The sequence below is a fragment of the Colwellia sp. F1 genome, assembly GCF_056238625.1.
Window position 1 is genome coordinate 161,934 of record NZ_JBWDLI010000004.1, and the last position, 15,309, is coordinate 177,242.

The 15,309-nt window shown below is 39.8% G+C and carries 14 protein-coding genes; 9 read left to right on the plus strand and 5 right to left on the minus strand.

All coding sequences use genetic code 11. The features are described from left to right. Window positions 1-19 precede the first annotated feature (19 nt). Both AC0UA9_RS05155 and AC0UA9_RS05160 read right to left on the minus strand, forming a co-directional pair. The gene (locus tag AC0UA9_RS05155) at window positions 20-199 is read right to left on the minus strand and encodes a hypothetical protein (protein ID WP_475657920.1); all 180 of its coding nucleotides are present in this window, start codon (window positions 197-199) and stop codon (window positions 20-22) included. A 270-nt stretch (window positions 200-469) separates the two neighbouring features. After that, on the minus strand, window positions 470-3,454 hold the full coding sequence (locus AC0UA9_RS05160) for a TonB-dependent receptor (RefSeq protein WP_475657923.1): 2,985 nt from the start codon (window positions 3,452-3,454) through the stop codon (window positions 470-472). Window positions 3,455-3,933: 479 nt separating this feature from the next. Between AC0UA9_RS05160 and manD the strand changes: the two genes are divergently transcribed. From manD to AC0UA9_RS05180, 4 genes are all read left to right on the plus strand, one after another. Further along, entirely contained in the window at window positions 3,934-5,151 is a 1,218-nt protein-coding gene (gene manD / locus AC0UA9_RS05165; RefSeq protein ID WP_475657925.1) for a D-mannonate dehydratase ManD, read from the plus strand. Between the two features lie 110 nt (window positions 5,152-5,261). Then, entirely contained in the window at window positions 5,262-6,413 is a 1,152-nt protein-coding gene (locus AC0UA9_RS05170) for a Gfo/Idh/MocA family protein (protein ID WP_475657928.1), read from the plus strand. A gap of 36 nt (window positions 6,414-6,449) precedes the next feature. Next, entirely contained in the window at window positions 6,450-8,213 is a 1,764-nt protein-coding gene (locus AC0UA9_RS05175) for a sodium:solute symporter family transporter (protein ID WP_475657930.1), read from the plus strand. A gap of 189 nt (window positions 8,214-8,402) precedes the next feature. Further along, on the plus strand, window positions 8,403-9,227 hold the full coding sequence (locus AC0UA9_RS05180; protein WP_475658181.1) for a hypothetical protein: 825 nt from the start codon (window positions 8,403-8,405) through the stop codon (window positions 9,225-9,227). 143 nt (window positions 9,228-9,370) lie between these two features. On the opposite strand, the gene AC0UA9_RS05185 is transcribed toward AC0UA9_RS05180, so the two are convergent. Then, complete coding sequence (locus tag AC0UA9_RS05185; RefSeq protein WP_475657933.1) at window positions 9,371-9,574, minus strand: YheV family putative zinc ribbon protein; 204 nt, start codon at window positions 9,572-9,574, stop codon at window positions 9,371-9,373. Window positions 9,575-9,744: 170 nt separating this feature from the next. On the opposite strand from AC0UA9_RS05185, the gene AC0UA9_RS05190 reads away from it, so the two are divergent. The 4 genes from AC0UA9_RS05190 to AC0UA9_RS05205 all read left to right on the plus strand — a co-directional run bounded on the left by AC0UA9_RS05190 (window position 9,745) and on the right by AC0UA9_RS05205 (window position 13,021). Further along, the gene (locus AC0UA9_RS05190) at window positions 9,745-11,667 is read left to right on the plus strand and encodes an ATP-binding cassette domain-containing protein (RefSeq protein ID WP_475657935.1); all 1,923 of its coding nucleotides are present in this window, start codon (window positions 9,745-9,747) and stop codon (window positions 11,665-11,667) included. Window positions 11,668-11,736: 69 nt separating this feature from the next. Continuing rightward, window positions 11,737-12,477 carry a tetratricopeptide repeat protein gene (locus tag AC0UA9_RS05195; protein WP_475657938.1) on the plus strand — a complete coding sequence of 247 codons (741 nt, stop codon included), beginning with the start codon at window positions 11,737-11,739 and terminating at the stop codon, window positions 12,475-12,477. A gap of 67 nt (window positions 12,478-12,544) precedes the next feature. Then, window positions 12,545-12,673, plus strand: a complete 129-nt coding sequence (locus AC0UA9_RS05200) for a hypothetical protein (RefSeq protein WP_475657940.1) — start codon at window positions 12,545-12,547, stop codon at window positions 12,671-12,673. Between the two features lie 114 nt (window positions 12,674-12,787). Beyond that, the gene (locus tag AC0UA9_RS05205; protein WP_475657944.1) at window positions 12,788-13,021 is read left to right on the plus strand and encodes a YheU family protein; all 234 of its coding nucleotides are present in this window, start codon (window positions 12,788-12,790) and stop codon (window positions 13,019-13,021) included. A 92-nt stretch (window positions 13,022-13,113) separates the two neighbouring features. Here the strand turns inward: AC0UA9_RS05205 and cysQ are convergent, their stop codons facing one another. Both cysQ and nudE read right to left on the minus strand, forming a co-directional pair. Continuing rightward, complete coding sequence (gene cysQ / locus AC0UA9_RS05210) at window positions 13,114-13,959, minus strand: 3'(2'),5'-bisphosphate nucleotidase CysQ (protein WP_475657946.1); 846 nt, start codon at window positions 13,957-13,959, stop codon at window positions 13,114-13,116. Beyond that, window positions 13,956-14,534, minus strand: coding sequence for an ADP compounds hydrolase NudE (gene nudE, locus AC0UA9_RS05215; protein ID WP_475657948.1), 579 nt, complete (start codon window positions 14,532-14,534; stop codon window positions 13,956-13,958). The genes cysQ and nudE overlap by 4 nt, the downstream gene beginning before the upstream one ends. Before the next feature lie 67 nt (window positions 14,535-14,601). Here nudE and yrfG point away from each other — a divergent pair, with 67 nt between their 5' ends. Next, the gene (gene yrfG, locus AC0UA9_RS05220; protein WP_475657950.1) at window positions 14,602-15,270 is read left to right on the plus strand and encodes a GMP/IMP nucleotidase; all 669 of its coding nucleotides are present in this window, start codon (window positions 14,602-14,604) and stop codon (window positions 15,268-15,270) included. Window positions 15,271-15,309: the final 39 nt, after the last annotated feature.

Consider the following 15,309-nt stretch of genomic DNA (forward strand, 5'->3'; position numbering starts at 1 on the left):
GATTATTAGCGCCATATAACTATGCCTTATAAGCATCACTTCTGCCGCCTGGGTAATAGAAGTTTACTCTTTCCAAAGACACAATCGCGCGTTTATTCTCAGACATGCCGAGAACTCTTTGCATACAGCTATGGGTAACATCCGATAATTTTTCTTTGAGTGGATTAAGTTTTTCATTAATGCCATAAATTACGATCATGCTAGCGCCTTAAAACATGTAAAGCCGCCAGTACCTGTATTAAAAACATATGGGAAAGCTCTACTTTTGACTTCTATTGATTTTCGGTAAGTACCATTTAACTTGTATAAATATACGCGATTAGAACACAAAAACAATACCTTAAAGCCAGTAATCAAATAATAGGCATGTAGATAAATAGTAAAGATCCCTATTATCAACAAAAAAACGCTGTGATTAGTTGTATTGATACTAACCACAGCGTTTAACGTTTTACTTTACACAATTATATTAAAATCTGTAACTGGCGCCTACGGTAATACGACGTTCAGTTAAGCCTTGATAGCACAGTAATCCCCCTTCATTTACACAAGATTGTGTAATATCAGACTTAGTCAGGTTTACCCCTTCAATACCTACATTTAGTTGCTCATTAACGTCATAGCTAATGCTGGCATTAAGTTGTCCTCTGTCTTCTTGTACTACAGGAAAGCCCCACGGAAAACTACTTGTACTACCGAAGTCTTCTGAACGATATGCTTCACGCCATGTATAACGTGCTCTAGCTGAAAGGCCGTATTTTTCATAATAGAGCGTAAAGTTGTAAGCATTTTCAGATAAATCAGTTAGTCCTTGTACACGGGTAACATTTATATCTTCAATGCCTGTTGTTAAGGCAAATATCGCATTAGCACGACTTGTTGCTGTGTCAAACGCTTCACCACCAGAGAACTCTTGTTTAGTGTAGTTAGCAATGACGCCAAACCCAGATGCCCAACCTAAGCTGTCTTCAAACCCAGCTAGGTCGTACTGCACCGCAACTTCAACCCCTTTTTGGGTCGTTTCACCGGTATCATTAATTGTTGTCGAGAATGGCACGCAAACCCCCACCCCAATATCAGGGCCAAATACGTTAATATCGGCAATTGGGTTGAAAATACCACCAGCTTCACAAGGATCAGTGATATCGCGATACCCAGTGACTGGATCTTCATAAGGGTCTTCTTGTTGGCTAACATGAAGGTCGCTACGTTTTTTATGGAAAATACCCACACTAAACACGCTCGCTTCTGCAAAGTACCATTCGGCTGATAAATCAAATGACGTTACTTCTTCTGGTACTAAATTTGGATTACCAATAGCAACCGCAGGATTTGGACTGGTATCAAAAGTATATGACGTTGATAGATCGTCAAAGTCAGGACGTCGAATATCTTTACCCCAACCCGAGCGTATAACAACATCATCGGTTAAATCTACAGTCAAGTTTAGTCGAGGTAATAAAAAGTTATAACTACCTTTAGTTGTCACTTTTGATATGAGGTCATTTCCATCGGCATCTGTGGTCGTTGAATTACCAATAGATTGAACGTCTGTTTTTAAATAACGTAAACCCGCGTTACCTCGGAACATACCATATTCAAAATTTGCTTGCGCATAAAGCGCACTGGTTTCTTCTTCAATATCAAAAAAGCCATCTGAACTTGAGGTAGGTGCATTTAAGGGAATAGAACCACCAACTTCGTCAATTGCATTTTGTAATATAGCTAAGGCTCCCGCTTGATTTGACGCAACGTATTCAGGATTTACTTGCAGGTAGTCACGAACATATAACTCTCTACCATCGGCAGAATTAAAGTTTGTTGGCCCTGGAATCAGTAATTCTGAGAAAAGATCACCGGTGGGGCTATCAGCCATGTTTCTTAAGGCTACACTGCTGATAATAGTGTCTTGTACACTTGAAGCTTTGCTGTAGCGATAACCAAAATCAACTGAGGTTACTACCGTATCGAAGTAGTAACTGAAGTCCATACGAAACGCGTCTTCGCCATTGTCTGCTGTACTATTACCAATCTCTACATCACGAAATACTGTGTTGGCAGGGTCAAGCAATTGAGCACTCGTTGGTGCATTCGCTTCGCCTGATGCGATGCCAAATGCCAATGAACCTCCCGTAAGATCATACTCAAAGGGTGTACCATTTTCATTTGAGCTATTAACAGCAGCATTGGGGTTGATAAAGTTAAGTGTTGTGTTGAAACTAGGCGTTGTTGTGTCTGATTTTGATGATGAAGCCTCTACAGTAACTTTTAGGTTATCACCTTGCCACTCGCCACCAATTCTAAAGATTTCGCTCTTGGTTAAACGTGAGTTAGTGTCACCAGAAAAACGAAGGTTTGGATCTGCCCCCCCATCTTCAACCGGAATAACCCCTTTGACCGCTGCTTGAATACTACCAAGGTTTTGGCCATCTACTGTACCTAAATTAACATGTTCAAATTCAGTAGGAATTGACACACCAATAAGGTCACTTACGCCAGACGCTTGCACCCTTGAGCTTTCTTCTCTGCGCTCTTGATCATTAATAATGGCGTCAAAGTAAAATTTAGTATTATTATTTGGTGCCCATTCAAGTGAGGATGCAATATTTATTGTCTCAGATTCATAGTTATCATAATCTTGTACAAAAAATTGAATGGGTAAAAAAGCGAATGGTTGGGCACTAGCAGCACCGCTGTCGGGGGCAACTGAGTTATCTCGGTCTGCTCGAGGGCGGAATGCTGTTGCTTCTTGTTCAGCGTAGTTAGCACTCACCACGACACCAAATTTACCAGCGTTAGTTTCCCAATTATCGCCAAAAGTCGCAGAAAGCCTAGGTTTTAAACCGCTATCTTCTGATAGGCTACTATTCTCTCCCTGCACTCGCAAAGTCGCTAAGGTATCGCTTAATTGTAGCGGACGAATAGTTTTTAAATTAATCGTTCCCCCTACAGAGCCTTCAATTGTTTTTGCTTCTGACGCTTTAGTCACCTCAACTGCGGCGATAATACCCGCCGAAACATCTTCAAAGTTAATGCCACTGCGGCCAGTGCCAGAGCCAACCGTAGACACTCCATTGATCTCCGTTCGGTTGGCGTTAGTACCACGTATTTGTACTCCGGTACCTACGCCCGCTGTTCGTGTAATTTGTATTCCTGTCACATTTTCTAGCACTTCAGCGAGGTTTTGGTCTGGCAATTTACCAATATCAATTGCTTCAATTACCTCAACCAGGTTATTAGCATCGCGCTTTTCTAACAGCGCACTGGTTAAAGAACTGCGTATTCCAGTGACTTCTATTACTTCTACATCACTTTTTGGCGCCACCTGCTCTTCTTGTGCCACAACACTTGGAGCAACAAATAATGTAGCTAAAGCTGCACTACAAATAACCGAGTGTGATCTGCTATTTTTAAGTATCGAGCTTATTTTATTGAGTTTCATTTTAACGTTCATAAATTCCCCTATTTGAATATGCCGTTGTGGTAATTGTTTATTTATAAATTTTATTATTATCTATATTCATGGAAGTAAAATGATTAAGTTTTATTCTGCAAAAGCATTAAACTAAACCGATTTACCTATTAAAGCTAGCACACAATTTTAATAAGTCAATATTAAATATTTAACGGCTAGGCAATTAGTACGTGACATATCTCCTCCTAGCCATAACTTTTACATTGATATCCTTCAATAAAACAACACACACAACCTCTTAAAAATCAAAATATTACGAAAAAACTATTGGTAATGTAGAATTATTACACATATTACTAATTGGGATTAAAATGGTTATCAATATAATAATAGTTTATTAAAGTGCGTTAAATTGCCTATTTTAATTTAGTTGACCTCAGCAGATTACAGCAGTAGGATACAGACATAGATAAACCGATTTAGTTGTTTTGACTTTTCAACTTATATAAGGAAAACAAGTGAAGATTAAAGAAATAAAAGTATTTGTTTGTAGCCCAGGAAGAAACTTTGTCACCGTGAAAGTGCTCACAGATGAAGGTACTTACGGCTTAGGTGATGCAACAGTCAATGGCCGAGAAATGGCCGTAGTGACTTATTTAGAAGAGCATGTTGCCCCTTGCTTAATAGGTCGTGACCCGCAAGAAATAGAAGATATTTGGCAATATTTGTATAAAGGGGTTTACTGGCGTAAAGGCCCAATTACGATGGCAGCAATAGCAGCGATAGACATGGCACTTTGGGACATTAAGGGTAAAGTGGCAAACTTGCCTGTTTATCAATTATTGGGGGGTAAAAGCCGCAAGGGGGTTACTTTTTATGCACATGCTAATGGCGAAAATATTGACGACACCTTAAATAAAGCCCAAGAGCATATTAGCAATGGCTTTAAAGCTATTCGCTTACAGTCTGCTATTCCTGGTTTAAAAGTAACTTACGGTGTACTTGGCGATAAAAAAGATTACTTTGAACTACAAGGCAGTCGCCCGCTGCCTCCAGAAGAAGAATGGTCAACGGCTAAATACTTCAACTCAATCGTTGAGTTATTCAAAAAAGCCCGTGCACGCTTTGGTTACGATGTGCACTTCACCCATGATGTACATAGCCGTTTAACGCCAATTGAGGCAGCAAAGTTAGGTAAATTATTAGAGCCGTATAATTTGTTATTTCTTGAAGATGCTGCAATTGCTGAAAATCAAGACAGTTACCAGGTTATTAGGCAGCACACCACAACACCTTTAGCCATCGGTGAAACCTATAACACAATTTGGGATTGTAAAGATCTCATTCAAAACCAACTAATTGACTATATTCGCGTTGCTGCTACTCACGCAGGCGGTATCACCGCATTAAAACGTATTACTGACTTCGCCAGTGTTTACAATGTTAAAACGGCGCCGCACGGTGCCCCTGATTTATCACCCATATGTTTTGCTGCGCACATGCACTTAAATATTTGGGCGCCTAATTTTGGTATTCAAGAATTTGTTGGCCTGGGCAATGAAGGGTTAAACCGTATTTTCAAACATAAATTCACCGTTAAAAATGGCATGGGCATGATGAGTGAAGCGCCAGGTTTAGGTGTTGAGTTTGACGAGGAAGCTTCAGCCCAATATCCATACAAACGTTCATATTTACCGGTAAGTCGCTTAGAAGACGGTACGCTCTGGAACTGGTAAGTATGAAGCTGATAAAAGTAGCACCGACAACACAACGCCAAGACAGGCAAATAAGTAACAGTGCTGCAGTGAATAAGCAAAAAACAAATTAAAAATATTAGGAATATCACATGAGTAATAAAGTAAAAGTATTAGTTCACGGTACGGGTTTTGCGGGTCAAGGCCATGCAGAAGCTTTTCGTTACGCAGGCGCAGAGGTCGTTGGCATAGTAGGTCGCACTGAAAGTGTGGTGCAAGAAGTCGCTACAGATATGAATATTCCTTATGCGGGTACAAACTGGCAACAAGCATTAGTCGATTGCAAACCTGATGTAGTTTCTATTGCAACCCCAGGTGGCGCACATGTTGAACCGATTAAACAAGCCATAGCTTTTGGCTGCCATGTATTTTCAGACAAACCGCTTACCGCTGATGGCTCTACTTCAAAAGAGCTTTATGAACTTGCAGTAGCCAAAGGTGTTAAAACGGCCTTTGCTTCAAGCTTTAGATACATGCCCGAAATTTTGCATGCTAAGCGCCTGGTTGAAGCAGGCGCTATTGGTGAACCGTTAGAAGTAGAATGTATTTCTCACTTTAATTTAGAGCGCGACATTCCTTTTGGTTGGTCGCATCGTCAAGAAGATGGTGGTGGCCGATTAAACAATAACTTCACACACATGATGTCGATTGTCACCTCGGTAGTGGGTGAAAAAATCTTATCTATTATGGGTGAAGTACGTGATGACTTAGGCCAAGCGCCTATTGTTGAAGGTGTTCATAACTTTAAAACTCGCCGTGACTTTATTCCCAAAGACATTAACGACCCCTCACTAAAATGGGGTAAATCAAATGTTGAATGGTCATATAACGTGCTTGCTCAATTAGAAAGTGAGTTTGCCAAAAAGCCGGTTTCAGTCATGTTTAAGCATGGCGGTTTACACCCACGCTTTAACGATGACCATCTTGTTTTTTACGGTAGCAAAGGCGCAATTTATATTAAAGGTCATTATGGGGCAGGCCCGCTTTATTTATACGGCGAAAGTAATGGTGGCGATAGTAAAGCATGGCTAGAGCAACCTTTACCAGCAGACATTGAAGCCAATATTCCTAAAGTTCAAGGCGATACTGAACGTAACTGGCGCTACCTTATTCGTGAAATGGTTAAAGATATTAAAGGAGAAAAAGTTCCACCTTATCAAACGTTCAAAGAAGGCAGTCAATACCAGCAACTTATTGATTTAATTCGTAAGAATGACTTTTGGGTAGACGTAACCAAACTTTAACACTTTAATTCAAGACAAAAATATAGGCTTTATCACATGATTTATGATTACGCAGTAATAGCCGGTTATTTCCTTTTAGTTGTGGGTATAGGTTTTGCCTTCAAAAAAATGGCGGCTAAATCAACAAGCGATTATTTTCGCGGCGGTGGCAGAATGCTCTGGTGGATGGTTGGCTCAACCGCCTTTATGTCACAGTTTTCGGCTTGGACATTTACTGGGGCAGCAGGTAAAGCCTTTACTGACGGTTTTGCTGTTAGCTTAGTGTTTTTTGCTAATACCTTTGCTTATTTTTGTGGCTGGGCGTACTTCTCACATCGCTTTCGTCAAATGCGCGTTGATACGCCAACTGAAGGTATTAAGCGCCGCTTTGGTAGCCAAAATGAGTTGTTTTTCTCTTGTGCATTAATTGTGTTCAGCTTTTTAAATGCGGGTATTTGGTTAAACGCCTTAGGGGTGTTTACCAGTGCGGTATTTGAAGCTGACATTAATCTTACCATTATTGCTACTGGCTTAGCGGTATTGTTTATCTCGGTATTGTCTGGCGCATGGGGCGTTGTGGCTTCTGACTTTGTACAAACCTTAGTGGTGGCTGTGGTGTCTATTGCTTGTGCGATTGTTGCCTTGGTAATGGTTGGAGGGCCTGTTGAATTAGTGACCAAATTCCCGTCTGACTTTATTATGGGCCCTGATATGAACTATGGTTTACTGTTAGTAGGTACTTTTATCTTTTTCCTTGCAAAGCAAATGATAACCATAATGAACCTGAATGATTCGTTTCGTTTTTTAAACGCCAAAGACTCTGACAACGCCCGTAAAGCTTCACTGCTTGCCATGGTGTTAATGGGAGTTGGCAGTATTATTTGGTTCGTTCCCCCTTGGGCTTCAGCTATTTTATACCCTGATGCGGCAGCGTCTTATGCAGAATTAGGTAATAAAGCTGCCGACGCTGTTTATTTAGTCTTTGCTCGAAACGCCATGCCCCTAGGTACGGTTGGCTTATTACTCGCTGCACTATTTGCAGCCTCTATGTCGTCTATGGATTCAGCCTTAAATAAAAACTCGGGTATTTTTATCCGCAGTATTTATCAGCCACTATTAGAAAAACGCAATAAAATAGTCACCGACGAACACTTATTAAAAATGGGTAAACTACTCAGTTTTATTAGTGGTTTGTTAGTGATTATGATGGCGTTATTTTTTAAGTCATTAAAAGAACTTAGTTTGTTTGATTTAATGATGTCGTTCTCGGTAATGATTCAAGTGCCAATTTTAATTCCATTAATATTTGGCCTATTTATTAAGAAAACACCCTCATGGGCTCCGTGGGTCACCGTTGTTATTGGTTTATTTGTTTCTTGGTTTGTTATGAACGTGCTAACGCCTGATGTATTCTCTCGCTTTATTGGCATACCTGAGTTTACGTCAAGAGAAGCTACCGACATGAACCTAATCTTAACCATAGGAGCGCATTTAGTTATCACTGCGGGGTTCTTTTGTTTAACGACAGTGTTTTATAAAGCAGATAAAGATCAATATAAAGCACAAACCGATGCTTTCTTTAACGATCTTAAAAGCCCTGTGATTTCAGACGGCGAACAAGACACCTATGATCGCCAACAACGTAACAAGCTTGGCTCTATGGTGATGTACATGGGTACAGGTATTGTCTTTATGGCGCTAATACCCAACCCATTATGGGGCAGATTAATCTTTGTTGGTTGTGCTGTGGTTATTTTGGCTGTTGGCTACTTACTCAAGCAAAGCGCAAAGCCACCACAGGTTACTATCAGTAATGCATAAGCAGATTTAAAGCAAGTAAAAAGGCGCTATAGATAACAATATAGCGCTCTTTTAAACATTAAATTTCACCCTTATTATTCAATTAACTTTGCCGGATTTACGATGACAACTTTACCTTTAAAACCAATAAAAAATGCAGTAGTGACTGCGATAAGCCCCTTAGTTAACCCTAGGGTTTTATTATTAGCCATGATATTTTTTATCACCAGCTGTGCGAGTGAAAACCAACAAGAAAGCAATGTGGTCAAAGCAACAGTACAACTCACACACGGCATAGATGACTCTGCAGGAGGTGTATCTAGCTATATTATTACCACACCTAATGCGACTTACTACCTAGAAAAAAAAGGCGGTGGTTTATCCAGTATGCTTGATAAAGAAGGCATTGACTGGCTAGGCTTTCACAATAAAAAAGGCTCTGGCCATAAAGGCGAATATCGCGGTTTTCCAAATGCTATTCATAAGCAAGACGGCAATTATTTTCATGCTTTAAATGCAGGTACTGATTTGTCTACTTCTGTCGTCAATATTGAGTCTAAGCAGCACGTGCGTATTACCTTTACATCCGGTAATAAAATGTGGCAAGGCCAATGGGACTTTTACCCACAGCGCTTAGACTTTACCATGAGTAAAGTAAGTGAGGGCTACCAGTATTGGGTGCAATACGAGGGTGTTCCTTATGGTGAAATGGATGATACTGACTTTTGGTTTTCATCTGCTGATAACAGCAAGCATTTAATCAACGAACCATTTTTGGGTGATTTACCATCACCTGAATGGATCGCCTTTGGCGATGAAAAAAGCCCACGTATGCTTTTTCTTTTACATCATGAAGATGATGAACACCCTGATAATTACGTGAGCCGCCCCGACATGACAGTATTTGGTTTTGGCCGAAGCAATAAAGATAAGTTTTTAACAACACCGCAAACATTTTCACTCGGCTTTGTTGAATCAGTTAACTATAAACAAGTAAAATTAAGCGTGGAAAGTATTTTGTCGGCCAAACGTTAAGTTATAATAACGTAAATGTTGCTTCGCTATTTGTTGCAGTTAATAGCCCTATTTACAGGTAAGCATTAAAGAGAAGGTGACTCCTTTTCATGCTTACCTTAACAAAACCAAAAGCCACGCTCTAATTAAATCACTGCTTGCCTTTAAGGTGTAAATACGCCAATCACTTGCTCATGTTGACGTACTGCCTCTGCAACTTGTGGCTCACTTTGTGTCATTTGTTCACCACAGCTTACACACGTAACTTTTTCTACGCCGTCTTCTTTTGTTAGCGCCATCGTATCTTGTGCTTTACATTTTGGGCAAATTGCCCCTGCTATAAATCTTTTTTTTTGCTGCTTGTTCATCTGTCATTGCCCCCGCTTAGTTAATGCGTTAACTCAGGAATATTTTAACTAAGCTAATAAATAATTTCGAATATTGTTATTTTACCTTGAATAGTGGTCACAGGAACAGCGACAATATACAGATATTTTTTAACATCCACTTTTACAACGATTAACATAAGGAAAAAACATTGATCACCGCCAGCGATTTAAGCTTAGACAGAGGCGCAAAAAATCTGATCACCGCCTCAAGTTTCACTATTCATCCCAACCATAAGGTAGGCTTAGTGGGTAGTAATGGCTGTGGTAAGTCTTCTCTTTTCGCGGCCTTGCTCGGTGAACTATCACCAGATGCAGGGGATTTATCCTTACCCAGTAGTTGGTCTATTGCAACGGTTAAACAAGAAACACCGTCACTTGAACAAGCTGCACTTGACTACGTTATAGATGGTGATAAGGAATATCGTCAACTCGAGCAACAATTAGCGCAAGCACGCCAAAATAACGATGGTAATTTAGAGGCCATTATCATCAATAAAATAGACACAATACAGGGCTATAGCCTACCCGCTCGCGCAGGGGAGTTGCTTCATGGGTTAGGTTTTTTACAAAGCCAGCTCACTAGCCCTGTAAAGGACTTCTCAGGGGGCTGGCGCATGCGTTTAAATTTAGCCCAGGCGTTAATAAGCCGTGCTGATTTATTATTACTGGATGAGCCGACCAACCATTTAGATTTAGACGCCGTTATTTGGCTACAACGTTGGCTTAAACGTTTTACCGGCACTTTAGTGCTTATCTCCCATGATCGTGATTTTCTTGATACGGTGATTAACCAAATATTACATATTGAACATCAACGCGCCAAACTGTATAACGGTAATTATACCGCTTTTGAAAGACAACGCGCCGAGCACCTAGCGCAGCAAGATATCCAATTTCAAAAACAGCAAAAAGAAGCGGCTAATTTAACAGCCTTTGTCGATAGATTTAGAGCCAAAGCCAGTAAAGCAAAGCAAGCACAAAGTCGCTTAAAGCGTTTAGAGAAGTTACCAAGCTTAGCCCCAGCCCATGTCGATAGCCAATTTACTTTTAACTTTGAGCAACCAGACAGCCTACCTTACCCATTGTTGTCTTTAACCGAAAGCCAGTGCGGGTATAGTGCAGACGCTATTATTTTAAATGATGTTGGCTTAACGCTAGTTCCTGGTAGCCGTATTGGCTTATTAGGCAGAAACGGCGCTGGTAAATCGACCTTAATAAAGTCTTTAGCCGGTGAAATCGCCTTACTTAAAGGTGAACGTTATTGTGCACAAGAGCTAACAATAGGGTATTTTTCTCAACATCAATTAGAGCAATTACATCCGAGCTCAAGCCCTGTTGATCATATTCTTCGTGCCAAACCTACATTAGGTGAGCCACAAGCGAGGAGTTTTTTAGGTAAGTTTGGCTTTAGTGGCGACCAAGCACTTGAAGCCGTTGTAAATATGTCGGGTGGTGAGAAAGCACGCTTAGTATTAGCACTTATTGTCTTAGAAAAACCACAATTGTTATTACTTGATGAGCCGACTAACCACCTAGACTTAGAAATGCGCCAAGCTTTAGTAATGGCATTACAAGCGTTTGGTGGGGCGATTATATTAATTGCCCATGATCGCTTTTTACTAGAGTCTTGTGTAGATGAATTTTATTTAGTTGCTAATGGTACAGTAACCGATTTCAGTGGTGATATTGATGATTATCAGCAATGGCTCAATGAGGATAAAAAACAAACCTTGTCTGACCACAAATCAGACAGCAATAGTAATCAAAGTGACAACGAAGATAAAACGTTAGACAAAAAACAACTACGCCAACAACAAGCTAAATTGCGTCAACAAACGGCTCCCTTGCGTAAAGAGTCTGACCAACTAGAAAAAAAAATAGCACAAGATCAAGCCGAACTAGCACACGTAGAAGCCTTACTTAGTGAAAGTGATATTTATCAAGCTGAGCGAAAAAAAGAACTGACCACACAATTAAAGCTACAGGCTAACTTAAAAGAAAAAATAGAAGAAAATGAAATGCTCTGGCTAGAAGTAGCTGAAAAGATTGAAGCGATGATGTCGGTGAATTAATAAATCTGAGCTACACTAAAAACTGAGCTACAATACTTATATCAGTAAATATTATTAAAGAGACATATTATGCGAAATTTAATTAGCACATTAATTTTAGTATTGGCAACGAGTTTTTCTTCCTTAAGCCAAAGCAACAACTTTGAACAAGGTATTTACGACTTAAACCGTGGTGAGTTCCATAGTGCCATCGCAGAGTTTCGTCCTTTGGTAGCCGAGGGGTATGCACCGGCACAATATCAGATGGGGGTTGTTTATAAAAACGGTTACGGCGTACCTAAAGACGGAATGAAGGCGCTCGCATTATTTGAGTTAGCCGCCGAGCAAAATGATTCCGACGCTCAGTTCGAACTTGCTTTAATTTACACTGAAGGCAAGTTAGTGAAAAAAGACTTAAAAAAAGCATACGAATTAACCTTTAAAGCCGCTAAAAAAGGCTTAGCAAGCGCGCAGTTTAATTTAGCCGTCATGCTTGCCAATGGCACTGGCGTTGCTCAAGATGATTTTAGGGCTTCTCGCTGGTACCAAGCGGCTGCTGATCAAAACAATGTACTAGCACAATATAATCTTGCCTTACTGTACAGTGAAGGCAAAGGTGTAGAGAAAAGCACTGAAATGTCATTTATTTGGAATACTATTGCCGCTTGGAATAGTTACCCTAATGCTGAAACCAGCCGTCTACTTGATGAGCGGAACCTTTCTAAAGCTAAAATAGCAATGGCCGAAGAGAAAGCAAATAAGATTTACCGAAAAATTATCGCCCAAGAAACACTCAAAGCAAAAATGGCAAGGGATAACGAGTTATATTGATCTATATCACCCTATATTTTTTAAGGGTATATTATACTGGCCTTAATGACAATATAAGGAGTCAGTTATGAACTTTTTCTCTATGCTTGCCAATGATCCAGTGGTAATGTTTTCTATAGGCGGTTTAGCTATATTATTAGCGATTGGCGGCTATTATATTTACTACTTTCTTAAAAATATTAACGAAGACGCTTAATATTACTATTTATTTTTTAAGGGGTGGTCGGCATACGTATTTAACCAATAGAGTAATGTGAGGTCATGTCGTACAATAGTTTTTTTTAACGTACGACATACCTGCTGGTTAACCATGATAATACCCTTAGAACAAATTCCTAAAGAGACTTTACACGCAATAATTGAAGACTTTATTTTACGTGAAGGCACTGATTATGGCGCTATTGACGCAACACAAGAAGACAAAATTGCCCAAGTAAAATCACAGTTAGCTCAAGGCAGTGCTGTGCTCGTTTATTCTGAATTACATGAAAGTGTAAACATTCTCCCCAGCGAACAATTTAATCAAGCACAAGAAAATAATTAACACCTTAATTAACTTAAATTAATTGCTTTATATTAGTTGGCGCGTATACAAGCGCTAACAGCAACATTATTTGCTGTCCCTAGGCAAAACAATCACGCATCGCTATACGTTTTTCTGTGGGGTTTAATCACGTCTTGCCAAGGAATATTCTTATTACCCAAGCTCAGAAAGTCTGGGTTGAGTAAACTTTCTCTTTTATTGTAAGTTAATGGGTTAAATTCACTGTCTATGATAGTACCACCGGCTTGCTCTAAAATACATTGGCCCGCCCCTGTATCCCACTCGCCGGTAACACCAATACGCAAATAACAATCAGCGCCACCTTCTGCAATTAAACAGTGCTTTAACGAACAACTCCCTAAAGCAACATGGTCAAAACTAAAGTCATTATTTAAATACTGGTTGATAACCTCTATGTGCTGGCGCCTGCTAATGGCCACCTTAATACGGCGTGGCTCTTGGTAATCTGCTACATGAATTTGGTGGCTAGTATTATTGTTTTTAAAGTGACATTCTTTAAACGCCCCTAAATTATTTTGTGCATAATATGTTAAGTTATGATCAGGCGCATGAATAACACCAATACTTGGCCATCCGTTATCAATTAGCGCAATATTTACCGCAAAGTCACCGCTACCAATAATAAACTCACCTGTACCGTCAATGGGGTCAAGTAACCAATAGCGCTGCCAATTTTTTCGCTCTGCTAAAGCCACCGTCCCGACTTCTTCAGAGATAATAGGAATATCTGGGGTTAATGTCTGTAATTGATCCATCAATATATCATTGGCGGCAATATCTGCACTGGTTACTGGGCTGTTATCTGATTTGATATCCGCAGTAAAGCTTTGATCACGATAATACTTCATTACCTCAACACCCGCCTTTTTAGCGCTTTCTAAGGCAGTATTTAAGAGTTTTTCATCATTTATAGTCATACTTCATCCTGATTGGATAACTGATTAGGGGAAAGGTAATCAACGAGCAACATTAACGCAGTGACACTTCGAGCTTCTTGAAAATCAGGCTGGCGTAATAATGTTTTATATTCTTTAATAGGCCAAGAAACAACTTCTAGGGGTTCGGGTTCGTCACCTTCAAGTGCTGAGGGGTATAAATCAGTCGCAACAAAAATATCCATTTTGGCATTGAAAAAAGCGGGAGCCATCATGACCTGTGAAAGAAATTTCAACTGCTTACTGCCATAAAGAATTTCTTCTTGTAACTCTCGATTAGCCGCCTGTTCAGGTAACTCACCTGGGTCTATCAACCCTTTAGGGAAGCCAAGCTCATAACTGTGCGTGCCAGCGCAGTATTCTCTGACTAACAATAGCGTATCAGGGTCAAGCATAGGTACTATCATTACTGCGCCATTACCAGAGCCTAACATACGCTCATACTGACGCTGCTCGCCATTACTAAAAGTTAATTCAAGTTGCTCAATGGCAAACAAACGACTTTTAGCCACTTGTTGTTGACTATTAATGGTGGGTAATTTATTTTTCCTCGTCATAAGCTTGCGTATTCCGTTCTACATAACGCTATAATGACACGATAAACATCAACTATGGAACCTCTAAATGCTTAACTGGGAAAAAATTAATTTTGTTATACTCGACATGGACGGTACTTTATTAGATTTACACTTTGATAATTATTTTTGGCATACGCATATTCCCTCAAAATATGCACAAGCCCATCATATTTCATTCGTTGAAGCCCAAAAGTATTTACAAGTTGAAACCAACAAGGTTATGGGTGAAATCCAATGGTATTGTTTAGATTATTGGAGCGATAAGCTTGAGTTGCCTATTGTTGAGTTAAAGAAAGAAATACAGCATAAAATTGCATTACGCCCAGACACACTCCCTTTTTTAGATGCCCTTAGAAAAGCCAATAAGGAAGTTGTTTTAGTGACTAATGCCCACCCTGACAGCTTATCTTTAAAAATAGAAAGAACTGCGCTAGATAAACATATTGACTCACTTATCTCAACGCACAACTATGGTGCGACCAAGGAGTCACCAGTATTATGGCAAAACTTACAACAAGATTTAAAGTTTGATAATGAACAAACGTTATTTGTTGATGATAATTTAACGATTTTAAATACGGCAAAAGAATTTGGGATTAAGCACCTGCTTTCTGTGGCAAACCCAGATCTGACACGGCCCAATATAAGCTCAGAGCAACTACAAGGCTACCCTTATATTACAGACTACAGGCATATTATTAACGACATTGTCTAATTCAAGGCCAAGCCTGAACAGCACAGCATTATTTACAGG

What these genes read in the sequence shown, in the direction of transcription:
- AC0UA9_RS05155 (WP_475657920.1), bottom strand. Translation starts at nt 199, where the DNA reads ATGATCGTAATTTATGGCATTAATGAAAAACTTAATCCACTCAAAGAA.
- cysQ (WP_475657946.1), bottom strand. Translation starts at nt 13,959, where the DNA reads ATGACTATAAATGATGAAAAACTCTTAAATACTGCCTTAGAAAGCGCT.
- nudE (WP_475657948.1), bottom strand. Translation starts at nt 14,534, where the DNA reads ATGACGAGGAAAAATAAATTACCCACCATTAATAGTCAACAACAAGTG.
- AC0UA9_RS05205 (WP_475657944.1), top strand. Translation starts at nt 12,788, where the DNA reads ATGATAATACCCTTAGAACAAATTCCTAAAGAGACTTTACACGCAATA.
- AC0UA9_RS05160 (WP_475657923.1), bottom strand. Translation starts at nt 3,454, where the DNA reads ATGAACGTTAAAATGAAACTCAATAAAATAAGCTCGATACTTAAAAAT.
- AC0UA9_RS05195 (WP_475657938.1), top strand. Translation starts at nt 11,737, where the DNA reads ATGCGAAATTTAATTAGCACATTAATTTTAGTATTGGCAACGAGTTTT.
- AC0UA9_RS05170 (WP_475657928.1), top strand. Translation starts at nt 5,262, where the DNA reads ATGAGTAATAAAGTAAAAGTATTAGTTCACGGTACGGGTTTTGCGGGT.
- AC0UA9_RS05185 (WP_475657933.1), bottom strand. Translation starts at nt 9,574, where the DNA reads ATGAACAAGCAGCAAAAAAAAAGATTTATAGCAGGGGCAATTTGCCCA.
- AC0UA9_RS05200 (WP_475657940.1), top strand. Translation starts at nt 12,545, where the DNA reads ATGAACTTTTTCTCTATGCTTGCCAATGATCCAGTGGTAATGTTTTCT.
- AC0UA9_RS05180 (WP_475658181.1), top strand. Translation starts at nt 8,403, where the DNA reads ATGATATTTTTTATCACCAGCTGTGCGAGTGAAAACCAACAAGAAAGC.
- yrfG (WP_475657950.1), top strand. Translation starts at nt 14,602, where the DNA reads ATGCTTAACTGGGAAAAAATTAATTTTGTTATACTCGACATGGACGGT.
- AC0UA9_RS05175 (WP_475657930.1), top strand. Translation starts at nt 6,450, where the DNA reads ATGATTTATGATTACGCAGTAATAGCCGGTTATTTCCTTTTAGTTGTG.